The sequence below is a fragment of the Pseudomonas guineae genome (genome assembly GCF_900113745.1).
In the GTDB taxonomy this organism is placed as follows: Bacteria; Pseudomonadota; Gammaproteobacteria; order Pseudomonadales; family Pseudomonadaceae; genus Aquipseudomonas; species Aquipseudomonas guineae.
The window spans coordinates 1,306,699-1,329,643 of the sequence record NZ_FOQL01000001.1 but is presented as its reverse complement, the minus strand read 5'-3'; the positions used below and the strand labels follow the sequence as shown (position 1 = coordinate 1,329,643).

Genomic DNA, 22,945 nt, shown 5'->3' with positions numbered 1-22,945 from the left:
GTGATCGATTCTGATGGTTTTCGCCCTAATGTCGGCATCATTCTGACCAATGAAGTTGGTCAGGTGCTGTGGGCGCGTCGGATAAACCAGGACGCTTGGCAGTTCCCGCAAGGCGGGATTAATGACCATGAGTCGCCGGAAGACGCGCTGTACCGCGAATTGAACGAAGAAGTTGGCCTAGAGCAGCAGGATGTGAAAATTCTCGCCTGCACCCGTGGCTGGTTGCGTTATCGTCTGCCTCAGCGTTTGGTGCGCACGCACAGCCAACCGCTGTGCATTGGGCAGAAACAGAAGTGGTTTCTGCTGCGGTTAACTGGCACCGAGGACCGTGTGCGTATGGACCTGACCGGTAAGCCGGAATTCGACGGCTGGCGCTGGGTCAGTTACTGGTACCCGCTGGGCCAAGTGGTCACCTTCAAGCGCGAGGTTTACCGTCGCGCCTTAAAAGAACTCGCCCCGCGCCTCTTGGCGCGGGACTGATACAGGCTAGAGCCAAGCATGCTCAATACGCTGCGCAAAATTGTCCAGGAAGTAAACGCCGCCAAGGACCTTAACGCGGCGCTGGGCATTATCGTGCAGCGAGTGCGCGAGGCCATGGGCAGCCAGGTTTGCTCGGTCTACCTAATGGACTTGGAGACTAATCGCTTCGTGTTGATGGCCACCGAAGGCCTGAACAAGAAAGCCATAGGCAAAGTCAGCATGGCACCCAACGAGGGTTTGGTCGGCCTGGTCGGCACCCGCGAAGAGCCACTTAACCTCGAACACGCCTCCGAACACCCACGCTATCGCTACTTTGCCGAAACGGGCGAAGAGCGTTACGCCTCTTTCCTCGGCTCGCCGATTATTCACCACCGTCGGGTGATGGGTGTCTTGGTCGTCCAGCAAAAAGAACGACGCCAGTTCGACGAAGGTGAGGAAGCCTTCCTCGTCACCATGAGCGCCCAACTTGCCGGGGTTATCGCCCACGCCGAGGCCACCGGCTCGATCCGCGGCCTGGGTCGACAGGGCAAGGGTATTCAAGAAGCTAAGTTCGTCGGTGTGCCGGGCTCACCCGGTGCCGCTGTAGGTACGGCTGTGGTGGTGCTGCCACCGGCCGATCTAGACGTGGTACCCGACAAGTCCGTCGACGATATAGCCGCCGAACTGACCCTTTTTAATGACGCATTGGAAGGTGTTCGCAGCGACATGCGTGCGCTTTCGGCGAAGATGGCCACTCAGTTGCGCCCCGAAGAGCGTGCGCTGTTCGACGTGTACCTGATGATGCTGGAAGACGCCGCCCTCGGTAACGAGGTGGTCAAGGTCATCAAGACTGGCCAGTGGGCGCAGGGCGCGCTGCGTCAGGTGATCGGCGAGCATATCAATCGATTCGAGCTGATGGACGACGCCTACCTGCGCGAACGCGCCAGCGACGTCAAAGACCTCGGTCGGCGCTTGTTGGCTTATCTGCAGCAGGCACGGCAGCAAACACTGGTGTACCCGGACAACTGTATTCTGGTCAGCGAAGAACTGTCGCCTGCGATGCTTGGTGAGGTGCCGGAAGGCAAACTAGTCGGCTTGGTCTCGGTGCAGGGCTCGGGCAACTCGCATGTGGCGATCTTTGCTCGCGCCATGGGTATTCCCACGGTGATGGGCGCGGTCGATCTGCCGTATTCGAAGATCGATGGCATTCAGCTAATCGTCGACGGTTATCACGGCGAGGTGTTCACCAACCCCAGTGAAATATTGCGCAAGCAATACGCCGAAGTAGTTGAGGAAGAGCGTCAACTGGCCCAAGGCCTAGATGCATTACGTGGCTTGCCCTGCGAAACCCTCGACGGCCACCGCATGCCGCTGTGGGTTAACACCGGTCTGCTCGCCGATGTGAAGCGCGCCCAGGAACGCGGTGCAGAAGGCGTTGGCCTGTACCGCACCGAAGTGCCGTTTATGATCAAGGAGCGCTTCCCCAGCGAGAAGGAGCAGCTGGCGATTTATCGCGAGCAACTGGTCGCCTTCCATCCGCTGCCGGTGACCATGCGCAGTTTGGATATTGGTGGTGACAAGGCGTTGAGCTATTTCCCGATCAAGGAAGACAATCCCTTCCTCGGTTGGCGCGGCATTCGTGTGACCCTCGATCACCCGGAAATTTTCCTGGTACAAACCCGCGCCATGCTCAAAGCCAGCGAAGGCTTGGATAACCTGCGCATTCTGCTGCCGATGATTTCCGGCATTCAGGAGCTAGAAGAGGCGTTGCACTTGATTCACCGCGCTTGGGGCGAGGTGCGCGATGAAGGCACCGACGTGCCGCTACCGCCCATCGGCGTGATGATCGAAATTCCTGCTGCGGTCTATCAGGTGCGCGAGCTGGCGCGCCAGGTTGACTTCCTCTCGGTCGGCTCTAACGACCTGACCCAATACTTGTTAGCCGTGGACCGTAACAATCCACGGGTCGCCGACTTGTATGACTTCCTTCATCCAGCCGTGTTGCAGGCGTTGCAGATCGTTGTGGCAGGCGGGCATGCCGAAGGCAAGCCCGTGACCATCTGCGGCGAGATGGCCGGCGACCCTGCGGCGGCGGTATTGCTGATGGCCATGGGCTTCGATGGCCTATCAATGAACGCCACCAACCTGCCCAAGGTGAAGTGGTTGTTGCGTCAGATCAGCATGGGCAAGGCCCAAGAATTGCTCGCCCAAGTGATGAGCATCGACAGTCCGCAAGTGATCCACAGCACCTTGCAACTGGCCCTGCGCAACCTCGGCCTGGGTCGTATGATCAATCCGGCCTCGGATATTCAGGCCTGACAGGCGCTGAGCGGCTGATGGTCATTAGCAGCTCAACGCTACCTCGCCCAGATACGCCCCATTGACCCCAAAACTACGTTCCAGCAATTGGCGGCTGCCGTCTACATTGACGATCAATACCGTGCTGGCCCGTGTGCCGTAAGTCGGGCTGGCAATAAAGGCGCTGGACAGCAGGCGTTCGAAGGTCAGGCCGATACCGGTTTGCGGCAGGTCAGTGTCCGCCGCTTGGCTTGAGTCGGCCAATAGGTCGAGCAGTCGGTGTGGGTATGGCGCCTGCAGCTCGCTTTGCAGCGCGCTTTTGGTTCGTAACAGCTTGGGCCATGGCGTGTTTAGATCGGCATTCGATACTCCGTGCACGCCTTCAGCCAAGGCAGTGGCGCGTCTCTCCTGGGAGTTGAAGTGCCAGAGTTGTTGGTGATCACCCAGTAGCAAATTAAAACCGCTGTAGTGCGGGCTTTGCTCCTTCAGGTACTGGAGGAATTCGGCTGTACCTAGGTCGCCACCCAGAAAAGCTCGCGGTAACTCGCCTCGTGAGCGTGTGCCTAAGGCTAGGCTTGGGTTGCGGATATTGGTTAGGGCGGCAAAGCGCCCGTTTGGGCCGACACCCAGCCAGGTGCCGCCGGCCTGGAGATCGCGCCCGGCAAACACGCCCGGTGCATCAGGCCATTCGGCCAATACCTGGCTCGGGCGGTTATAGAATTCATCGCGGTTAGCCGCTACAAGCAGCGGCTGTGCATGGCCAGGGCGCCATGCTAGGACGATCAAGCACATGGCTTAGCTCCTTAATTTCGCCAGTACGCCGGCGCTGTCCAGCTCCGGCCCCATGTGCAAGCGTACCTTGCGCGCGCCGCAGCCCAGGCCAAGCTCCAGCAGAATACGTTCCTCGACCTGTGACAGGCCGCCTTCGAGCCGTTCCAATGGTTGAATTAATAGCTGTGGCGGTCGGCTCAGGCGCAGCAAACGCGTGGGCAGGAGTTCCGCTATTGCGCGCTGTAACAGGTGCTCGGCCACTGCAAAATCCGCCACCAGCAAGCGTTGATTGCTGAACGGTGGATCAGCTAGCAGGTGCAGCTCGCGGCCATTTTGCAGGTGCGTGAGGTGCATCTGGTTACAGCTCAACTTGAGGTACAGGGTCGGGCGCACGATGCTCTATTCCTTGGTCGCATCGTGGCACTGTACGCAAAGCCTGTGCGTACATCCATCGCCCAAACTAGAGTCCGGCCCTGTGCATCCGTTACCATGCTGGATTGTTTGCGGGGGTGCTGATGGAACTGCTGCTGTATTTAGTCTTGGGGGCTGCTGCTGGAACCTTGGCCGGGTTATTTGGCGTAGGGGGCGGCATTATCATCGTGCCGGTGTTGGTGCTGAGCTTTGCCGCGCAGGGCTTTGAGCCGGCGATCTTGACGCACCTGGCGGTCGGCACGTCGCTGGCGACCATCATCTTCACCTCGATCAATTCGGTGCTCGAACATCAGCGTAAAGGCGCGGTGTTGTGGCCGGTGTTTGCCTGGATGACTGTGGGCATTCTGCTCGGTGCCGGACTGGGCGCGATGACCGCCGCAGCCATTAAGGGCCCCATGCTGCAGAAGGTCATTGGTGTATTTGCCATCATCATCGCCCTGCAAATGGCCTTGGAACTGAAACCCAAAGCCAGCCGCACTGTCCCAGGCAAGCCCGGACTGGCCTTAGCCGGTAGCGTGATTGGCTGGGCCTCTGCAATTTTTGGGATTGGCGGCGGTTCGTTAACCGTGCCGTTCCTGACCTGGCGTGGTGTGGCAATGCAGAAAGCGGTGGCGACGTCTTCGGCTTGCGGCCTGCCGATTGCCATGGCCAGTGCCCTAAGTTTTATCTGGTTGGGTTGGCACAAGCCCGAGTTGCCGGAGTGGAGCCTGGGCTTTGTCTATCTGCCGGCGCTGGTGGGTATTGCTATTCCGAGCATGTACTTTGCCCGTGTCGGCGCACGCCTGGCGCACAAGCTGTCGCCACGCCTGCTCAAGCGTTTGTTTGCCTTGCTGCTGTTCAGCGTAGGCCTAAGTTTTCTGATTTGAGGAATTGAAATGCTGCCTTACCCGCAGATCGACCCGGTTGCACTAGCCCTCGGCCCGCTGAAAATTCACTGGTACGGCCTGATGTACCTGATTGGCATTGGCGGTGCCTGGTGGCTGGCTTCGCGGCGGGTCAACGCCTTCGCGCCGACCTGGAACAAGGAAAAACTCTCCGATCTGGTGTTCTGGGTGGCCATGGGCGTGATTCTCGGTGGCCGTCTGGGCTATGTGTTGTTTTACGACTTGGCGGCCTACATCGCCGAGCCGGTGCGCATGCTGCGCATCTGGGAAGGCGGCATGTCGTTCCACGGTGGCCTGATTGGCGTGATGCTGGCCACGTGGTGGTTCGGTAAGCGCAACAACAAGAGCTTCTTCGAACTGATGGATTTTATTGCCCCGTTGGTGCCGATCGGCCTGGGTGCCGGGCGCATCGGTAACTTCATCAACGCCGAGTTGTGGGGCAAGGCCACTGACGTGCCGTGGGCGATGGTCTTTCCCACTGACCCGCAGCAACTGGCGCGGCATCCCTCGCAGCTGTATCAGTTCGCCCTGGAAGGTGTGGCGCTGTTTGCCGTCCTCTGGTTCTACTCGCGTAAACCGCGGCCTACCATGGCCGTGTCCGGCATGTTCGCCGCGAGCTACGGGGTGTTCCGCTTTATCGTTGAATTTGTCCGCGTGCCGGATGCGCAGCTGGGCTACCTGGCCGGCGGCTGGCTAACCATGGGCCAGGTGCTCTGCGTACCGATGGTGCTCGGCGGCCTGGGCCTGATTGCCTATGCCTACAAACGTCAGGCTGCACAGGAGGCCGTGTAATGCAGCAATACCTTGACTTGATGCGCCTGGTGCGCAAGACCGGCACTTTCAAGGCTGACCGCACCGGCACCGGCACTTATAGTCTGTTTGCCCACCAGATGCGCTTCAACCTGGCCGATGGTTTCCCGCTGGTGACCACCAAGAAGTGCCACCTGAAATCAATCATTCACGAGCTGCTGTGGTTCCTCCAAGGCGACACCAACATCAAGTACCTGAAGGATAATGGGGTACGGATTTGGGACGAGTGGGCCGACGAAAACGGCGACTTGGGCCCGGTCTACGGCTATCAGTGGCGCAGTTGGCCGGCGCCGAACGGCGAGTCGATCGACCAGATCAGCAAACTGATTGAAATGATCAAAAAGAACCCGGACTCACGCCGCCTGATCGTCTCCGCGTGGAACCCGGCGCTGGTCGAGCAGATGGCGCTGCCGCCATGCCACGCGCTGTTCCAATTCTATGTGGCGGACGGCAAGCTCAGCTGCCAGCTGTATCAGCGCTCGGCGGATATTTTCCTCGGTGTGCCGTTCAACATCGCCAGCTATGCCTTGCTGACCCTGATGGTCGCTCAGGTCTGCGGCTTGCAGCCCGGCGACTTCATCTGGACCGGCGGCGACTGCCACCTGTACGCCAACCATATCGAGCAGACCGACTTGCAGCTGAGCCGAGAGCCGCTACCGCTGCCGACTATGAAAATAAACCCCGAGGTGAAGGACATTCTGGCCTTCAAATTCGAGGACTTCGAACTGCTCGGTTATCAGGCGCATCCGCACATCAGCGCGCCGGTGGCCGTCTGATCACGGGATGAGGCGGCTGTTTTTGTTACCCTGAGGCGTCTTTTAGTGGGGGAACAACGCATGCCGAGAGTTCTGATCGCCTTGTGGCTGATGCTGCTAGGGCTGAATGCGACGGCCGCAGAGCCGAACGAGCCTGTGCTGCGGGTGGGCATTACCGAGGTGCCGCCATTCGTGATCAAAGAGCCAGATGGCAGTTGGCGCGGCATCAGTATTGACCTGTGGAGCAGCGTTGCCAGTAAGGCGGGTTACCGGTTTGAGCTGCTGCCCATGCCGTTCGAGCGCTTGCTGCCGAGCCTGGAAGAGGGGCAGTTGGACGTAGTGGTGGGCGCGCTGACCATGACGGCCGAGCGTGAAGAACGCTTCGACTTTACCCATCCCTTTTATCGCACTGGCCTGGCTATCGGCTTACAGCGGGATGGCGACAAAAGTGGTTGGATGGCGCTTAAAGGGCTGTTGTCGTGGCAGTTTCTCAGTCTGATCGGCGGTTTAGCGGTGTTGTTGCTGCTGGTCGGTGCGTTGCTTTGGTTGTTTGAGCGACGCAATAACCAGGAGCAGTTTGGCGGTACGCCGGTGCAAGGCCTGGGCTCAAGTTTTTGGTGGGCGGCGGTGACCATGACCACTGTCGGTTATGGCGATAAAGCGCCGGTCACTCTGGGTGGGCGTTTGGTCGGGCTGGTGTGGATGTTTGCCGGCTTGATCATGGTGTCGACCTTCACTGCAGCGGTTGCCAGCATGCTCACCGTGGGTAATTTACAAGGCGGTATCCAGAGCGCCGAAGACCTGCGCCGCGCCCATGTGGCCAGTGTCGACAACACCTCCGGTGCGCTCTATCTGGAGAGCCAGCGTATTCGTCACAGCACCTACCCCAATGTGATAACAGCCATGCAGGCCGTTCAGCAAGGTGAGGCTGAGGCGGTGGTCTATGACTTGCCGATCATGCAGTACCGCAATGGTGAGCTAAACCAAGGTGGGCTGCGCTTGTTGCCGGGAACATTCGAGAACCAGTCCTACGCGTTTGCATTGGCCAGCGGTAGCCCTTACCGCGAGCGCATTAACCTGGAGTTACTGCGCGCGGTTGGCGAGGACGAATGGGCCAAGGTACAGCGGCTGTATTTGGGTGCGCCCTGAGTTCCGTGGCCTAGTCGACCTTTAGCAGCGCGGTTGCCAGCGCGTTGAGCTGTAGTTCGCGCTCGCTTTGTTGCAGTTGCGCAGCGGGATTGAGCGATGACCATTCAGGGTGGGCGCGGGCTTTGTGCAGGGCGTCCGGCAGTTTGCCTTCACGCCAGCTGGCGTCTTGCGGGGTGAGCAAGGTAATGGCGTCGACGGCGGCATGCCCGCGCGCTTCCAGCGCGTGCAGCAACCGCTGTTGGCGCAGGGCGAGCAAGCGCAGTACGGCGTCGTCGACGCTCAGCTCGCGCTGGCCTTTGAGTTTGCCTTTCAGCCGCTCGCCGTAGCTGCGCAGGGTTTGCGCGCTGCCGCCGATTAGTGCGCCGAGGGCGGCGGCTGCACCCAGGGTGATACCGCCGACCAGCAAATCAACGCCGACGCCGGTAGCTGCGCCTGCGGCCATACCGCCGCCGACTTTTACCCCAAGTTGCTTGAGGGTTTCCGGATTAAACAGGTCGTCACCCCAGCGACCGTCGAGCAAGGGTAGGTCGCCGGCTTTGGCGTCGTCTTGGCGGAAGGCGTATAGGCGCAGTAGCGCTTCCACGCTGCGTTGTTCGCGCTGACGAATGTTCTGGTGCAGATCGCGGATTGCGCCTTGCTCCAGCGTACTTTGCGCAGCCACGCTACGCCGATAGGCGGCGCAGTCGAGGAGCAGTTCGGCGATCAGTCGTGCGCCGTTGCTGCGGCGCAGTTGCCGTTGTGCCTGGTGGTCATCGATCAGCCGTTGCAATTGTGGTCGCGCTTTTTCCAGCAGCAATGCCAAGCTGTCGTACAGACGTCGCTCGCCGTCCAGCGGCGGCGCTACGCTGTCGAAGCACACCAGCGCATGCAGACCTAGCCGGGCCAGGGCCTCACGCCACTCTTGCTCGCGGTGCTGGCTGCTGCTGACAAAATTCAGTACCGGCAGTAGCGGCCGGCCGCACATGCTCAGCACGGCCAGTTCGTCACGGTATTTGGCCAGCACCGGTTCGCGGGCATCGATCACATACAGGCCGGCGTCGGAGGCGAGCAGTTGGCGCAGTACTTTGGCTTCCTGTTCAAAGCGTTGGCGCGCTTCGCTGCCATCCATAAAGCGCGACAATCGCGCCGGCCCATCCAAGCGTTCGCCAGGGCGATCCAGGCGTTCAAGGTAGTCGAGCAGGGCGATAGCGTCTTCCAGGCCCGGCGTGTCATAAAGCTCCAGCAGCGCCTCGCCATCGACAGACAGACGCGCCCCTTCGACATGCCGGGTGGTGCTGGGGCGATGCGAGACCTCGCCGAAGCCGACGTCGCGGGTCAGGGTGCGCAGCAACGAGGTTTTGCCGACATTGGTGTGGCCAACTACAGCCAGCTTGAGTGGTTTAGTCATGCCCATGCTCCAGCCAGCTGAACGGCGCACTGTCACTGTGGACAAGTTGCAGTTGCTCCAGCGCTCGGTGCCAGTCGCCCAAGCGAGCACTGTCCAGTGCTTCACCCGGTGGCGGTGGCAGCAGCCAGATGCGCGTGGCCGTGGCGCTGCGCGCCAGTTCGCCGAGCAGCGCCAGGCTACCGCGGTCCGGCGAGCGGCGCGGGTCACAGGCAATCAGCAGGCGCGCCGGAGGAAAACGGCTGAGTTGATCAAGCAGTTGCTTGCGCTGCTCGCGACTGTCTATTACCCCCGCATTGCTGATGCTATTGGGCAGTGCGGGCGGCCAGCTGCGTTGTGGGTCCAACTCGACCGCCACCAGCAACGCGCCCTGGCTATCGAATGCGTTATGCCCTGCCAGGGGCTGATGCAGTTGGGTGGGCGCGGCATCACATACGCCGAGACGTTCGCTGCTCGGTTGCAGGCGCTCACGCAGTAGGCTGTAGCCGGGTAAGTTGAGGTCCAGACTCAGTGCGGCACAGCCACGTCGCCAGCGCCACAGGCAAAACAGCAACAACCCTAGGCGCGGCAGCAGACCGTAGACCACCAGCACACCGACCAACCAGCCGGCCCAGCTCAGTCGCGCGCTTTCATTGGCCAGGGCGCTGTCGCCGCTGGCGCGGATCAGTTCGGCATCCGGCAGGCTGAAGCCGAGCAGCGCTGGCAGGCTGCCGAGGGCTTGGGTGAGGGCGATAAAGCTGTCGCCGCCGAGCAGGGTGCTTTCCCAGACAAAGCCGTAGCGCCGGGTAGCCAACAGGGCCAGCAGGGTCAGTAACGCTGTGAGCAGGGTCAGCAGCCAGAAGCCATGTACCAGCGCACCCAAGCCCCAGCGGCTCAGGCGTTGGCGTTGCAACATCAGTAACAGTGCGGGTGCCAGTTGCGCGGCTTGGGCGTCGCGGGCCAGTTTGGCGCTTAACCATAGCCAGAGATGCCCAAGAACACCTGCGCCGTCACGGCTCAGCAACAGGCCCAGCGCCCAGCCGAGCAGCAGAATTAAATTCAAACCGAGCAGGCTGCCCAGGGCCCAGAACACATTGACCGGACGCAAGCCGTCGCCCAACGCCGCCACCGCCAGGCCGCTGCCGCTGAGGATGGCCAGTAGCACCAGCAGCAAGCCGGCCAGGCGTGCGCCCTGCAGCCAATGCTGCAAAGCCTGCACCTGGCCATCGCGCTCGCCCAGTAGCCAGGCGCGGGTCTGGATGCGTTCGCCGAGTGCGCCGCCCTGGGCCTGGGTGTGGCGGATGATCTCGCTGTCTTCGAGGGGCCCGGCATGCTCTTCGCGCAGACGAATAGTTTCACTTAGCCAAAGGCGTTGTAGGCGGCTGGGCCGGGGGGGTTCGAGTGGGCGCACGCGACGTTCCGTAGGCGAGTGGTAAACAAAGGATAACCGCAGCAGGTGATGTATGGCACCGTTGTGCGCGTGTACGCTTGCGGTCAGCCCGTTAGGCTGTGGCTGCTATCGGATGCCGCATCGATCATTGCTGTGGGTCAATAACAATAAAAGCGAGTGCCATCGTGAAGTTACCGCATCTGGACTGGGTCAATCAGGACTCTCCGTACTTGCATCAGCATCAGCAGGGCTTTCGTTCGCTAAACTTTGACGGCGAGTTGGAGCAGGCGTTCAAGCGCTACCACGCTAATGTGTTCTTGCGTCGTATGCGCTGGGCGCTGCTGGTGGCGACGCTGCTGGCGCTGCTGTTTGTACTGCTGGATGCGATCAACCTGCCCGAGCCGCTGCGCAGTCGGGTATTGACGCTGCGCCTGGGGGTGATTCAGCCGCTGCTGTTGCTGGCCTGGTTGGCCACTTATCGGCGTGGTCTGCGTGATCATCTGCAGCTGATTGGCGGCGCTGTGGCACTGCTCTGCGGCCTGTCAGTGGCGGGGATTATCGGCCTGGCGCGTGCTCACAACTTTGCCCTGCCCTATGAAGGCATCATCCTGGTTACGGTGTTCTTCTACTTCCTCACCGGCTTACGTTTTACCACCGCAGTACTCTGTGGCTGGATAACTTTTCTGACGTATGTGGCCGTTGAGGTCGGTGTGGGGTTTGACGGCGAATTACTGCTGAGTAATGCCCTGTTTCTGCTCCTTGCCAATGTCATCGGCTCGGTCGGTTGTTATTCCCTGGAGTACTCCACGCGGCAGAATTTCCTTGCGCAGGGCTTATTACAGGATTTGGCTGAAAATGACTTTCTCACCGGGTTACTAAACCGTCGCGCTTTCACTGCGCGCGCCGAGCTCTGTTGGCGCCAGGCACAGCGTGAAAAAAAGCCACTGGGCGTGGTGATGATGGACGTGGATTTCTTCAAACGTTACAACGACCACTATGGCCATGCCGCCGGTGATGAAGCGCTGCGCCAAGTGGCTCAGGTTGTCGGTGAGCATGCGCGGCGGCCGCTGGATTGTGCGGCGCGTTATGGTGGTGAAGAGTTCGTGGGTATCTGGTATGGCCTGAGCGAAGAGCAATTGTTGGCGATTCTGGAAAGTATCCGCTCGGGCGTTGAGGCGTTGGCATTGAGCCATGCAGATTCAGAGGCGGCTAAAGTGGTTACGCTGAGTATCGGCATGGCGTATCTGTCGCCACAGCCGCAACACAGCTTGGAAGATGCTTTGCGGTTGGCCGATGTCGCGCTCTACCTGGCCAAAGAGCAAGGGCGTAACGGCGTCGTATCTAAGAAGCAGATCGGACGCGCAACTGGGTAGAGGTAAGGCTTCAATGATTGCAGCGGAGTCGGTATTCTCGCTGCTATGAAAAATTCATTGCCCCTCTGCTTGATTGCGGCCCTCGCGGAAAACCGTGTGATCGGCCGCGACAACCAACTGCCCTGGCACCTGCCAGCGGATCTCAAACACTTTAAGGCGCTGACCTTGGGTAAGCCGATCATCATGGGCCGTAAGACCTGGGACTCGCTCGGGCGGCCGCTGCCGGGCCGGCTCAATCTGGTGGTCAGCCGTCAGCCTGGTTTGCAACTGGAGGGTGCGGAAGTGTTTGCCAGCCTGGAGGCTGCACTTGAGCGTGCCGAGGCCTGGGCGCACGCCAATGATGCCGATGAGTTGATGCTGATCGGCGGCGCGCAGTTGTATGCGCTGGGCTTAGCCCAGGCCGAGCGGTTGTATCTGACGCGGGTTACGCTCAGCCCTGAGGGCGACGCCTATTTTCCTGCGTTGAATCTGACGCAGTGGCAGCTAAGTGAAAGTGCCGCACATACCGCCACGGCAGAAACCCCCGCTTATGTCTTCGAGACTTGGGAGCGGTGTATAGCGGGCTAACCCGATAGGCCGCCGCTACAGGGTTGGGCTTGAGTTAGAAGGCAAAACGCCACCTGAGTAGGTGGCGTTTTGCGTTAGGCGGTCGGTTTAGGTGTTGGCTTTGCTATCAGGAAGAAACCAGTTCATCAGCAGAGCGCAGATACCGCCGGTGGCAACGCCGGACTCCAGTACGTTGCGCAGTGCAGCGGGCATGTGCGCGAGAAATTCCGGCACCTGCGACACGCCCAGGCCCAAGGCCAGGGACACCGAGATGATCAGCAGGGCGCGGCGATCCAGATGTACGCCGGCAATAATGTTGATCCCGGCGGCGGCGACTGCACCAAACATCACTAACGCCGCGCCACCCAGTACCGGCTCTGGTACCGCTTGGATGACCCCCGCCACACTGGGGAACAAGCCGAGAATCACCAGCATGGCGGCAATCCACAGGCCAATGTGGCGGCTGGCGATGCCGGTCAGCTGAATCACCCCGTTGTTCTGCGCAAACACCGAGCTGGGGAAGGTGTTGAACAGCCCAGCCAGCAACGAGTTGGCCCCGTTGACCAGCACGCCGCCCTTGATCCGCCGCATCCAAACCGGGCCTTCGACCGGTTGACCGGAAATTTTACTGGTAGCGGTGACATCACCAATGGCTTCCAGCGAGGTCACCAAGTAGATCACCAGCATGGGAATAAACAGGCTCCAGGAAAAACCTAAACCAAAATGCAGCGGGATCGGCACCTGAAACAGCTCCGCTTCATGCATACCGGTGAAGTCCAAGCGGCCTAGATAACCGGCCAGGGCATAGCCGATCGCCAGAGCGATAACGATTGCGCAGCTGCGCAGCCAAACCAGCTGAATACGGTTGAGTACCACGATTACGCCCAGCACCACGCCGGACAGCAGCAGGTTTTCAGCGTTGGCAAAGGTGCCGTCGGCCATCGCCGAGAAGCCGCCGCCCATGCTGATCAGGCCGACCTTGATCAGGGTCAGGCCGATCATCAGCACCACGATGCCAGTGACCAGCGGCGAGATCAGCCGTTTGACGAACGGCAGGATGCGCGACACGCCCATCTCAATAAACGAACCGGCCATCACCACGCCGAAGATCGCCGCCATTACTGCTTCCACAGGCGTGCCTTGCTGCACCATCAATGCGCCGCCGGCAATCAGCGGGCCGACAAAGTTGAAGCTGGTGCCCTGCACGATCAGCAGCCCGGCACCGAAAGGTCCGAAGCGCTTGCACTGAACGAAGGTGGCGATCCCGGAGATCACCAGCGACATCGATACAATCAGGTTGGTATCGCGCGCTGACACGCCCAGCGCCTGGCAGATCAACAGGCCTGGGGTGACGATCGGCACAATGATCGCCAACAGGTGCTGCAAGGCCGCCAACAGGCTGATCAGGGGCTTGGGACGGTCTTCCAGACCGAACACCAATTCGTCGGTGGCAGGCGGTTTTTCGAGTGCGCTCATGGCGGTGCTCCGGAAAAAGAGCGCGATTCTACTGAGCAATACCCGCCTCGCCCAGCGCTGGCTGATACCTGGCCGCCGGTGGTGGTGTGCTGAATGGTCTTCGGGATGTATCGGCCACGCCCTAGCGGCAAGCGATATGTTTACAGCCAGCAGGGCTTAAGTTGCGGCATAAAAAACCCGGCGCAGGGGCCGGGTTCTTGTTGAGCTGGGGCCTAGGGCACCAGTTTCTCCAGCAACGCTTTATCGCGCACTGCACCTTTGTCAGCACTGGTGGCGAGTAGGGCGTAGGCCTTCAACGCCGTGGTGACTTTGCGTGGGCGATGTTCCACCGGCTTCCAGCCTTTTTTGTCTTGCTCGTGGCGACGGTGGGAGATTTCTTCGTCGCTGATCAGTAGGTTGATGGTGCGCTCGTGGATGTTGATCAGGATCTTGTCGCCTTCACGCACCAGGCCGATGGCGCCGCCTGCTGCGGCTTCTGGCGAGGCGTGACCGATGGACAGGCCCGACGTGCCGCCGGAAAAACGGCCGTCGGTGAGCAGGGCGCATTCTTTACCCAGGCCTTTGGACTTCAGGTACGAGGTCGGGTAGAGCATTTCCTGCATACCGGGGCCGCCTTTTGGCCCTTCGTAACGGATGATGACGATGTCGCCGGCCACCACTTCGTCCGCGAGGATGCCGCGTACCGCACTGTCCTGGCTCTCGAAGATTTTCGCATTGCCTTCGAAGATATGGATCGACTCATCCACGCCTGCGGTTTTCACCACACAGCCGTCGAGGGCGATGTTGCCGTAGAGCACGGCGAGACCGCCTTCTTGCGAGTACGCATGCTCGACGCTGCGGATGCAGCCGTTCTCTCGGTCGTCATCGACCGTATCCCAGCGTGTGCTCTGGCTGAACGCCGTCTGCGTGGGGATACCTGCCGGGCCGGCTTTAAAGAAGGTGTGCACGGCTTCGTCGGCCGTCTGGGTGATGTCCCACTTGGCGATGGCTTCGGCCATGGATGTGCTGTGCACGGTCGGCAGATCGGTGTGCAACAGGCCGCCACGGGCCAGCGAGCCAAGGATGCTGAAGATGCCGCCGGCGCGGTGCACGTCTTCCATGTGATATTTCTGGATGTTTGGCGCGACTTTGCACAGTTGCGGCACGACGCGGGACAGGCGATCGATGTCGCGCAGGTCGAAGTCGATTTCGGCTTCTTGGGCTGCGGCCAGCAGGTGCAGGATGGTGTTGGTCGAGCCGCCCATGGCGATGTCCAGCGTCATGGCATTTTCGAATGCCTTGAAGTTGGCGATATTGCGCGGCAATACCGACTCATCGTTGCCCTGGTAGTAGCGTTTGCACAGTTCGACCACGGTGCGCCCCGCTTGCAGGAACAGCTGCTCGCGGTCGCTGTGGGTGGCCAGGGTCGAACCATTGCCCGGTAGGGCCAGGCCCAGGGCTTCCATCAGGCAGTTCATCGAGTTGGCGGTAAACATGCCGGAGCAGCTGCCGCAGGTCGGGCAGGCGCTGCGCTCGTATTCGGCAACCGTCTCATCGCTGGCGCTTTCGTCAGCGGCAATCACCATGGCATCAACCAGGTCCAGGCCGTGGCTGGCCAGCTTGGTTTTGCCGGCTTCCATTGGGCCGCCGGAAACGAAAATTACCGGGATGTTCAGGCGCAGTGCAGCCATCAGCATGCCGGGGGTGATCTTGTCGCAGTTACTGATGCAGACGATAGCGTCGGCGCAGTGGGCGTTGACCATGTACTCGACGGAGTCGGCGATGATCTCGCGGCTCGGCAGCGAATAGAGCATGCCGTCGTGACCCATGGCGATGCCGTCATCGACCGCGATGGTGTTGAATTCTTTGGCGACGCCACCGGCGCGCTCGATTTCACGGGCGACCAGTTGTCCCATGTCTTTGAGGTGTACGTGGCCTGGTACGAACTGGGTAAAGGAGTTGGCAACGGCGATGATCGGCTTCTTGAAGTCTTCATCTTTCATCCCGGTGGCGCGCCACAGGGCGCGTGCGCCAGCCATGTTGCGGCCGTGGGTAGAGGTCTTCGAGCGGTAATCAGGCATGGCGATAAATCCTGCAAAGGCTAATCAGGTCACGCGTTCACAGACAATGGCGCTGTACTGGCAACGGGCTGTTAGTGCGTATGGTGAGCCGGGATCAGGCCCAAGGCAAACGCAAGTGTGCATTTGTGGGGCTGGGGCGCTGCTCGGCGCGGTGTTGGCGCTGGCGTGGCCGGGCTAAAGTCCGCCTAGATGTGGCAGGAGAACGCCGATTCTAATCCCAGGCGGCCTGAGGCGAAAGCGCGGGGTGCGCTTTCAATGTGCAGGGCGCTTATTCAATCTGCTCGATACCGCGCATGCGGGTGGCGCGTCGGCGCAGTAACTCGATGGTGATCAGCAGCACGATCGACATCAGAATCAGCAGGGTGGCGATGGCCAGAATGCTCGGGTTGATCTGCTCGCGCAGGCCCGAGAACATTTGCCGGGGAATGGTGCGTTGTTGTGGTCCGGCCATAAACAGGATCACCACTACTTCGTCGAACGAGGTGATAAAGGCGAACAGCGCGCCGCTAATCACGCCTGGACGAATCAGCGGCATGATGATGTCGAAGAACACCCGCAGCGGCGTTGCGCCCAGATTGATCGCGGCGCGCGCTAGGCTGTAGTCAAAACCGGTGAGGGTGGCGGTGACGGTGATGATCACAAACGGCGTGCCAAGGGCTGCGTGGGCAATGATGACGCCGAGGTAGTTACCGGCCAGGCCGAGGTCGGAATAGAAGAAGAACATGCCGGCGGCGGTGATGATCAACGGCACGATCATCGGAGACAGCAGCAGCGCGGTAATCAGCCGGCGCATCGGCATGTCGTCACGGGCCAAGCCTACCGCCGCGCAGGTGCCCAGCACGGTGGCCAGCAGGGTGGCGAAGAAGCCGATAAGAAAGCTGTTCTTGATTGCCAGCAGCCATTTGTCGTCGCTGAAAATCGCGCTGTACCAGCGCAGCGAGTAGGCCTCGGGCTGAAAGGTGAGCATGCCTTCGGTAAAGCTGAAAAACGGCTCGACGTTGAACGACAGCGGAATGATCACCAGGATCGGCATGATCAAAAACAGCAGCACCAGCCAGGAGCTGGTCTTCAACAACCAGCTACCCAAGTGATACCAAAAACCGTAATAGGCGGGAATCTTGGACATATCAGCTCATCCCAGTTTGATATTGCTGGCGCCGACAAAGCGGTCGTACAGCCAGTAGAGCAGCAGGATCAGCGCGAGTAGCAAGGAGCCCAGCGCGGCAGCCAGTTCCCAGTTGTTCGAGCGCTGCATGTGGAAGGCGATGATGTTGCTGATCATCTGCCCATCGGTGCCGCCGACCAGTGCCGGGGTGATGTAGTAGCCCACCGAGATGATGAACACCAGCAAAGCCCCGGCGCTCAGGCCCGGCAGGGTCATCGGGAAATAGATGCGGGCGAAGGCCGGAATCGGTCGCGCACCCAGCGACAGCGCCGCGCGCAGGTAGCTGGGATCGATGCCCCGCATCACGCTGTACAGCGGCAGAATCATGAATGGCAAGAGGATATGGGTCATTGCCACCACCGTGGCGAACGAGGTGTAGAGCATCTCGAAGGGTTGGCTGATGACGCCGATGCCGAGCAGGAAGGAGTTAATCACGCCATTGGTTTGTAGCAGCGCGATCCAGGCAGTGGTGCGCACCAGCAGCGAGGTCCAGAACGGCAACAGCACCAGCACCAGCAGCAGGTTGGCGCGGTTTTCCGGTAGGCGCGCCAGGTAATAGGCCAGCGGATAGCCGAGCAGGGCGCAAAAAATGGTGATGACCAACGCCATGCTCAGGGTCTTGCTGTACAGCTGCAGGTAGATCTGCGTGTCCTCGCGCACCTGGATGCCGTGTTCTTGGTCGAGTTCGAGGTCAAGGGCCGTCAGGTAGTAATCATAGGTATAGGGTTTGCCTGCGCGCTGGATGGCGAACCAGATATCCGGCCTGCTCCATTTGCGATGCGATTTGAGCAGGATCTCGCCACCTTGCTGTGCCAGTTGCTGGCTATCCAAGCGTGAGATTTTACGAGCGGTGGATTTGACCACGCTGGACATGCCAGCTGAAGCACGGTTGATTTCTTCGGCTAATTTGCCGGATTCACGCACTTTGGCCAAGCTGTGCAGCTCTTGGGCAAATACGTTCAGGGTTTGTTGGTCAGGAACCGTTTTGCCGTCCCAGCGTTGCAGCTCGCTCAGGGTCAGCGGAATCAGGGTGGCCACTGTGGGGTGGTGGACACTGCGCCAGAGCATGCTGGCAATCGGTGCAACAAAGCTCAGCAGGATAAAGATCAGCAACGGTACGACAAATAGAAAGGCGGTGAGGCGCTTCTTATTGCGGGCGCTGGAGGCTTGGCTGGCTTCGGTGCGGGTGAGAGTGGACAAGCGTTAACTCCTTAACCTGAAAGCGACACCCCGCGCCAATCCGCGCGGGGCGTCCGAGGTATTACTTCAGCAACCACTCGTTGAACTTCTCACCAAGGGACTCACCGTAGTCAGCCCAGAAGTCCGAGCCGGCCTGCATACCTTTGTCCAGGTGCGCGGTAGGCAGGTGTGGTGCCGCGCTCTGATCAGCCAGCGGCATGGAAGACTTGCGGGTCGGGCCATAGGCCACATCCGGCATGCCCGCTAGCGGCTTGGAGCCGGTGGCATAGGCGATGAACTTCAGGGCTAGGTCCTTTTTCTCCGAGCCTTTGACAATGGCCCAGGCGTCGAGGTCATAGACGTGGCCGTCCCAGACGATAACGAACGGCTTCTTCTCTTGGCGAATGGCGTCATAGAAGCGGCCGTTAGCGGATTGCACCAGCACGGCGCCGCCATCGTTGAGCAGCTGTGGAGCCTGCGACCACGAGTCGAACCAGACGATGTCCTGCTTGATGGTATCCAGCTTGGCAAAGGCGCGGGCCTGGCCTTCTGGGGTGGAGAGCATCTCGTATACGTCGCCCGGGGCTACGCCATCAGCCAGCAAGGCCCATTCCATGTTGACCTGTGGGCGTTTGCGCAGGGCCCGCTTACCAGGGATTTTGCTGGTGTCGAAGAAGTCGCTGATGCTCGCCGCCTTGGTGTCGCCGATGGTCTTCTCGTTGTAGGCGAACACTACCGACCAGACGATGTTGCCGACCGCGCATTCGCTGGCCAGCGCTTCGGGGATAAAGTCCTTGTCAGCAGGGACGCCATCGATGCCGGCCGGCAGGATGTCGTGAGGGATGGTTTCCAATAGCCCTTCGGAGCAGGCGCGCTCAAGATCGATGACTTCGAAGTCGACTACGTCCCACTGAATATTGCCGGATTCGACCTGGGCTTTGATCTCGGCGACGCCACCGGTGTAGTCCTCAAACAGGACTTTGTTGCCGGTGTCTTTCTGGAACGGATCAATCACATGTTTTTGCTGGGCTGCGCCATAGGCACCGCCCCAGGATACGACGGTCAGGGTTTCCTCGGCGCTGGCGGCGAAACTCGCCGTACCCAGTGCTGCTGCGAGGGCGAAGGTGGAAAAGCGGGTGGTCAGTGTTCTAGCCATTGCTAAGCTCCATTGCTTCTTATAGTTCAGGGTGTCGTGACGACGGGGCGATCAAGGGCTTGGCTGTCTTGCGGCAGCCAAGCCAGGGCGACTTCTTCCTTGGCACTGAGTTGCGGGGCGCTGCTGTCATTCATGTTCTTCACCACCAGCTCGGTGCCATCAGCAGTCATGAAGTGATAGCGAATGTATTCGCCGACATAGTGGCGGGTAACGAAACGTGCCATGACCTGATTGCCGGTGTTGCCGAGGCGCTCGGTAAAGCTGAGTTTCTCTGGGCGAATCGACACGGTCGTCGGCAGGCCGACTTCCGTGCAGTTGGCTTTCAGGGCGCTGATTAGGCCGCCAGCTTCAAGACGAACGTCTACGGTGTCCTCGTTAACGGCCTCGATCACGCCCTTGAGCTTATTGCTCTCGCCAATAAAGTCGGCGACGAATAGATTGGCCGGGCGCTCATACAGCACATGGGGCGCCGCGCATTGCTGAACGATGCCGCTTTCGAAGACGGCAATTCGATCGCTCATGGTCAGGGCTTCGGTCTGGTCGTGGGTCACGTAAATCACGGTGAAGCCGAGCTGCTCGTGCAGGCGCTTGATCTCGAACTGCATCTGCTCACGCAGCTTTTTGTCAAGGGCACCCAAGGGTTCGTCCATCAGCACGATATCTGGGGCGAAGATCAGCGCGCGGGCCAAGGCTACCCGTTGGCGTTGGCCGCCGGAGAGTTGACCAGGGAAGCGGTTGCCGAAATCCAGTAACTCGACCAGCGACAGGTATTCATCGACCTTCGCGTTAATCACGTCTTTGGGCTGCTTGCGGATCTTCAGCGGGTAAGCCAAGTTCTCGCGCAGGGTCATGTGCGGGAACAGTGCGTACTGCTGGAACACCATGCCGATATTGCGCTGATAAGGCGCGATGCTGGTGACTGAGCGACCGTTGATTAGGATCTCACCGCTGGTTAAGTCTTCGAAGCCAGCGAGCATCATCAAGCAGGTAGTTTTACCAGAGCCTGAAGGGCCGAGCAGAGTGATAAATTCGCCCTTGGCCACGTCCAGGTTGAAGTCCTTGACCACTAGGTTCTTGTGGTCATAGGTCTTTTTAACGTTGGTGAATTGCAGGAACGGTTTGTCCCCCGCTAGGTCAGCCATACCCCTCCCCAATTGTGTTCGGAACAGCTAGCGGCTTATGGTCGTTAGCTGAATGCTTGAGTCCGTCGGCTGCGGTGTTGAGCAGCGGGCAACGTGTTTGAGTGTTCAAACAAGGCAAGCACTGTGCCAGCACTGCTGCAGTGCATCGCGATCACTGCAGTACTGGCGTTTGAGCCTAGCCCAGTGGCGCGGTTGCGCCAGGCCGGTGTGGGGAGTTGTAACAGTGCGGGGCAGAAGGAAGCACTTGCCGAGATGCACTCGGCAGGTGCGCACGCTTAGACGTGATTGATATAACGGTGCACGTGCTGCGGAATTTAGCTGTTTGGCAGCAGGCGAACGGTCAGGCTCTTGATGTAACGGGTTTCGGCAATTGCTGGGTGGACAGGATGGTCCGGGCCTTGGCCGCCGCGTTCGAGTAGCTGGATATTGCGATCCAGATGACGTGCGCTGGTCAGCAGAATATTTTGCAGGTCATCTTCCGGCAGGTGCATGGAGCAGCTGGCGCTGATCAAGATGCCGTCCTTGTTGAGCAGGCGCATGGCTTGCTCATTTAGGCGGCGGTAGGCGCCTTCACCGTTCTTCAGGTCTTTCTTGCGTTTGATAAAGGCGGGCGGGTCGGCAACGATGACGTCGAAGCGCTCTTCCGAAGCCTTGAGCTGTTTCAGCGCTTCGAATACATCGCCTTCTACACAGGCCACTTTATCGGTCAGGCCGTTCAGCGCGGCGTTGCGCTCGACACCATCCAGGGCGAAGCCGGAAGCGTCGACACACATCACATCGCTCGCACCAAAGGCCGCAGCCTGAACACCCCAGCCGCCGATATAGCTGAACAGGTCGAGGACGCGTTTGCCTTTCACGTAGGGCGCTAGGCGTGCACGGTTCATGCGGTGGTCGTAGAACCAGCCGGTTTTCTGCCCGGCAATCACCGGGGCTTCGAACTTCACGCCGTTTTCTTCCAGGGCGACCCACTCCGGCACCACGCCGAACGAGGTCTCGACATAACGCTCAAGGCCCTCGGCATCGCGCGCTGCAGAGTCGTTCTTGAGCAGAATGCCGCTAGGCTTACACACCTGAATCAAGGCAGCGAGTACGTCATCCTTATGCCGCTCCATGGTGGCGGACGCCAGTTGCACCACCAGAATGTCGAAGAAACGGTCGACTACCAGGCCCGGCAACAGGTCGGAGTCGCCGAACACCAGGCGGTAGCAGGGCTTGTCGAAAAGCCGCTCGCGCAATGACAAGGCAACGTTAATACGATGCACCAGCAGCGATTTGTCCAGCACATGCTTGACGTCACGCGAGAGCAGGCGCGCGCAGATCAGGTTGTTCGGGCTCATCGCCACGATGCCCAGCGCTTTACCGCCGGCGGCTTCGAGGATGGCCTGGTCACCGGCCGCAAAGCCGCTCAGTGGCGTGGCGGCGACGTCGATTTCGTTGCTGTAGACCCACAGATGGCCGGCGCGCAGGCGTCGATCGGCGTTGGCTTTCAGGCGCAGGCTAGGCAGGGACATGCTGAGGGACTCCGAAAAAAGAGCGAAATTATAGCGGGTTAAGTAGCGTCGCGGCGGTTACAAAACACGTCTGTAGAAGTGTTGGGGTTTCGCTAAACTGCGCGCCACCTCTCATTTCGGTTTCCCCTGTCATGTCTCAAGAGCTCTCCGCCGACTATATCCGACAAGTACTGCAAGGCATCAGCGTGCCACCGCAGCCGCAGATCATGGTGGATTTGCAGATGGAACAGGTGATGCCCGATCCGGACCTGCGTGCAATCGCCAAGCTGATTGGCCAGGACCCGGGGTTGTCTGGCGCGCTATTGAAGCTGGTGAACTCACCGTTTTTCGGCCTGGCCAACCGTATTGCCTCAATTCAGCAGGCGGTTAACTTGCTGGGCTGCAATACGGTGATCAACCTGATCAATGCGCAGTCGATTCGCGGCGAGCTGACAGATGAAGCCATCGTCACCCTCAATCGCTTCTGGGATACCGCCCAAGATGTGGCCGTGACCTGCCTGAGTTTGGCCAAGCGCATCGGCTACCACTCGCCGGATGAGGCATACGCCCTTGGGCTGTTTCACAATTGTGGCATCCCGCTGATGCTCAAGCGCTTTCCCAATTATATGACTGTGCTGGAAGAGGCTTACGCGAGCGCCACCGATGAGCGCCGCGTGGTAGATACCGAAAATCGCCTGCTCAATACCAATCATGCGGTGGTCGGCTACTTCACCGCCAAGTCGTGGAACCTGCCGCTGCACCTGTGTGAGGCCATTGCCAGCCATCACAATGCCCTGGCGATCTTTACCGAAGACGCCAGTCGCGATGCGCAGTTGAAAACCCTGCTGGCGATTCTGAAGATGGCTGAGCACATTTGTGCCAGTCATCGGGTGCTTGGCAATCAAACTGAAGACTATGAGTGGCAGAGCATCGAGCAGCTGGTGTTGGAGTATGTCGGGCTATCGGAATATGACTTCGAAAACCTGCGCGAAAGCATTCGCGATATGGGCGCGCGTTAGCCCGCCTGGTTGCTTTCTGAGCATTCCT

The 22,945-nt window shown here is 59.9% G+C and carries 20 protein-coding genes; 9 read left to right on the top strand and 11 right to left on the bottom strand.

The genetic code is table 11. From position 1 onward, the window contains the following. Positions 1-480, top strand: a complete 480-nt coding sequence (locus BMZ32_RS06040) for an RNA pyrophosphohydrolase (RefSeq protein WP_090240539.1) — start codon at positions 1-3, stop codon at positions 478-480. A gap of 18 nt (positions 481-498) precedes the next feature. Continuing rightward, a complete protein-coding gene (gene ptsP, locus BMZ32_RS06035) occupies positions 499-2,778 on the top strand; it encodes a phosphoenolpyruvate--protein phosphotransferase (RefSeq protein ID WP_090240537.1) in 2,280 nt (759 codons plus the stop codon). A gap of 24 nt (positions 2,779-2,802) precedes the next feature. Here the strand turns inward: ptsP and BMZ32_RS06030 are convergent, their stop codons facing one another. Both BMZ32_RS06030 and BMZ32_RS06025 read right to left on the bottom strand, forming a co-directional pair. Further along, on the bottom strand, positions 2,803-3,549 hold the full coding sequence (locus tag BMZ32_RS06030; RefSeq protein ID WP_090240535.1) for an NRDE family protein: 747 nt from the start codon (positions 3,547-3,549) through the stop codon (positions 2,803-2,805). Positions 3,550-3,552: 3 nt separating this feature from the next. Next, a complete protein-coding gene (locus tag BMZ32_RS06025) occupies positions 3,553-3,921 on the bottom strand; it encodes a hypothetical protein (protein WP_090240534.1) in 369 nt (122 codons plus the stop codon). Between the two features lie 122 nt (positions 3,922-4,043). Here BMZ32_RS06025 and BMZ32_RS06020 point away from each other — a divergent pair, with 122 nt between their 5' ends. Genes BMZ32_RS06020 through BMZ32_RS06005 form a run of 4 tightly spaced genes read left to right on the top strand, consistent with a single transcriptional unit; the run spans position 4,044 to position 7,558 of the window. Further along, a complete protein-coding gene (locus BMZ32_RS06020) occupies positions 4,044-4,826 on the top strand; it encodes a sulfite exporter TauE/SafE family protein (protein ID WP_090240532.1) in 783 nt (260 codons plus the stop codon). A 9-nt stretch (positions 4,827-4,835) separates the two neighbouring features. Further along, complete coding sequence (gene lgt, locus BMZ32_RS06015; RefSeq protein WP_090240531.1) at positions 4,836-5,636, top strand: prolipoprotein diacylglyceryl transferase; 801 nt, start codon at positions 4,836-4,838, stop codon at positions 5,634-5,636. Next, complete coding sequence (locus tag BMZ32_RS06010; protein ID WP_090240529.1) at positions 5,636-6,430, top strand: thymidylate synthase; 795 nt, start codon at positions 5,636-5,638, stop codon at positions 6,428-6,430. Before lgt ends, BMZ32_RS06010 begins: the two co-directional genes overlap by 1 nt. 60 nt (positions 6,431-6,490) lie before the next feature. Further along, positions 6,491-7,558: a transporter substrate-binding domain-containing protein gene (locus BMZ32_RS06005; RefSeq protein WP_090240528.1), complete on the top strand. Its 1,068-nt coding sequence runs from the start codon at positions 6,491-6,493 to the stop codon at positions 7,556-7,558. A gap of 10 nt (positions 7,559-7,568) precedes the next feature. Here the strand turns inward: BMZ32_RS06005 and BMZ32_RS06000 are convergent, their stop codons facing one another. Together BMZ32_RS06000 and BMZ32_RS05995 are read right to left on the bottom strand one after the other, a co-directional pair. Next, the gene (locus BMZ32_RS06000; RefSeq protein WP_090240526.1) at positions 7,569-8,945 is read right to left on the bottom strand and encodes a DUF3482 domain-containing protein; all 1,377 of its coding nucleotides are present in this window, start codon (positions 8,943-8,945) and stop codon (positions 7,569-7,571) included. Beyond that, the gene (locus tag BMZ32_RS05995) at positions 8,938-10,332 is read right to left on the bottom strand and encodes a DUF2868 domain-containing protein (RefSeq protein WP_090240525.1); all 1,395 of its coding nucleotides are present in this window, start codon (positions 10,330-10,332) and stop codon (positions 8,938-8,940) included. The genes BMZ32_RS06000 and BMZ32_RS05995 overlap by 8 nt, the downstream gene beginning before the upstream one ends. Positions 10,333-10,496: 164 nt before the next feature. Between BMZ32_RS05995 and BMZ32_RS05990 the strand changes: the two genes are divergently transcribed. Next, the gene (locus BMZ32_RS05990) at positions 10,497-11,684 is read left to right on the top strand and encodes a GGDEF domain-containing protein (protein ID WP_090240523.1); all 1,188 of its coding nucleotides are present in this window, start codon (positions 10,497-10,499) and stop codon (positions 11,682-11,684) included. Between the two features lie 45 nt (positions 11,685-11,729). Continuing rightward, positions 11,730-12,251 (top strand): dihydrofolate reductase, encoded by a 522-nt coding sequence (locus BMZ32_RS05985; protein ID WP_167376718.1) that lies wholly within the window; start codon positions 11,730-11,732, stop codon positions 12,249-12,251. 87 nt (positions 12,252-12,338) lie between these two features. Here BMZ32_RS05985 and BMZ32_RS05980 read toward each other — a convergent pair whose 3' ends face one another. From BMZ32_RS05980 to BMZ32_RS05950, 7 genes are all read right to left on the bottom strand, one after another. Next, positions 12,339-13,706, bottom strand: a complete 1,368-nt coding sequence (locus tag BMZ32_RS05980) for a nucleobase:cation symporter-2 family protein (protein ID WP_090240520.1) — start codon at positions 13,704-13,706, stop codon at positions 12,339-12,341. 212 nt (positions 13,707-13,918) lie between these two features. Further along, on the bottom strand, positions 13,919-15,766 hold the full coding sequence (gene ilvD, locus BMZ32_RS05975; RefSeq protein ID WP_090240519.1) for a dihydroxy-acid dehydratase: 1,848 nt from the start codon (positions 15,764-15,766) through the stop codon (positions 13,919-13,921). 268 nt (positions 15,767-16,034) lie between these two features. Beyond that, the gene (locus BMZ32_RS05970) at positions 16,035-16,892 is read right to left on the bottom strand and encodes an ABC transporter permease (RefSeq protein ID WP_090240517.1); all 858 of its coding nucleotides are present in this window, start codon (positions 16,890-16,892) and stop codon (positions 16,035-16,037) included. 6 nt (positions 16,893-16,898) lie between these two features. Then, positions 16,899-18,131, bottom strand: coding sequence for an ABC transporter permease (locus BMZ32_RS05965; RefSeq protein ID WP_090240516.1), 1,233 nt, complete (start codon positions 18,129-18,131; stop codon positions 16,899-16,901). 61 nt (positions 18,132-18,192) lie between these two features. After that, the gene (locus BMZ32_RS05960) at positions 18,193-19,266 is read right to left on the bottom strand and encodes an ABC transporter substrate-binding protein (RefSeq protein WP_090240514.1); all 1,074 of its coding nucleotides are present in this window, start codon (positions 19,264-19,266) and stop codon (positions 18,193-18,195) included. A gap of 26 nt (positions 19,267-19,292) precedes the next feature. Next, complete coding sequence (locus BMZ32_RS05955; protein ID WP_090240512.1) at positions 19,293-20,408, bottom strand: ABC transporter ATP-binding protein; 1,116 nt, start codon at positions 20,406-20,408, stop codon at positions 19,293-19,295. Positions 20,409-20,722: 314 nt separating this feature from the next. Continuing rightward, a complete protein-coding gene (locus BMZ32_RS05950; protein WP_090240511.1) occupies positions 20,723-21,919 on the bottom strand; it encodes a class I SAM-dependent rRNA methyltransferase in 1,197 nt (398 codons plus the stop codon). A gap of 185 nt (positions 21,920-22,104) precedes the next feature. Here BMZ32_RS05950 and BMZ32_RS05945 point away from each other — a divergent pair, with 185 nt between their 5' ends. Beyond that, entirely contained in the window at positions 22,105-22,917 is an 813-nt protein-coding gene (locus BMZ32_RS05945) for an HDOD domain-containing protein (RefSeq protein ID WP_167376740.1), read from the top strand. Positions 22,918-22,945 lie beyond the last annotated feature (28 nt).

Bases quoted from the DNA above. Each gene is read 5' to 3' on its own strand.
- BMZ32_RS05955 (WP_090240512.1), bottom strand. From the start codon at position 20,408: ATGGCTGACCTAGCGGGGGACAAACCGTTCCTGCAATTCACCAACGTT.
- BMZ32_RS05970 (WP_090240517.1), bottom strand. From the start codon at position 16,892: ATGTCCAAGATTCCCGCCTATTACGGTTTTTGGTATCACTTGGGTAGC.
- BMZ32_RS06020 (WP_090240532.1), top strand. From the start codon at position 4,044: ATGGAACTGCTGCTGTATTTAGTCTTGGGGGCTGCTGCTGGAACCTTG.
- BMZ32_RS06000 (WP_090240526.1), bottom strand. From the start codon at position 8,945: ATGACTAAACCACTCAAGCTGGCTGTAGTTGGCCACACCAATGTCGGC.
- BMZ32_RS06005 (WP_090240528.1), top strand. From the start codon at position 6,491: ATGCCGAGAGTTCTGATCGCCTTGTGGCTGATGCTGCTAGGGCTGAAT.
- BMZ32_RS06010 (WP_090240529.1), top strand. From the start codon at position 5,636: ATGCAGCAATACCTTGACTTGATGCGCCTGGTGCGCAAGACCGGCACT.
- BMZ32_RS05985 (WP_167376718.1), top strand. From the start codon at position 11,730: ATGAAAAATTCATTGCCCCTCTGCTTGATTGCGGCCCTCGCGGAAAAC.
- BMZ32_RS06030 (WP_090240535.1), bottom strand. From the start codon at position 3,549: ATGTGCTTGATCGTCCTAGCATGGCGCCCTGGCCATGCACAGCCGCTG.
- BMZ32_RS05980 (WP_090240520.1), bottom strand. From the start codon at position 13,706: ATGAGCGCACTCGAAAAACCGCCTGCCACCGACGAATTGGTGTTCGGT.
- BMZ32_RS05950 (WP_090240511.1), bottom strand. From the start codon at position 21,919: ATGTCCCTGCCTAGCCTGCGCCTGAAAGCCAACGCCGATCGACGCCTG.
- BMZ32_RS05960 (WP_090240514.1), bottom strand. From the start codon at position 19,266: ATGGCTAGAACACTGACCACCCGCTTTTCCACCTTCGCCCTCGCAGCA.
- ilvD (WP_090240519.1), bottom strand. From the start codon at position 15,766: ATGCCTGATTACCGCTCGAAGACCTCTACCCACGGCCGCAACATGGCT.
- ptsP (WP_090240537.1), top strand. From the start codon at position 499: ATGCTCAATACGCTGCGCAAAATTGTCCAGGAAGTAAACGCCGCCAAG.
- lgt (WP_090240531.1), top strand. From the start codon at position 4,836: ATGCTGCCTTACCCGCAGATCGACCCGGTTGCACTAGCCCTCGGCCCG.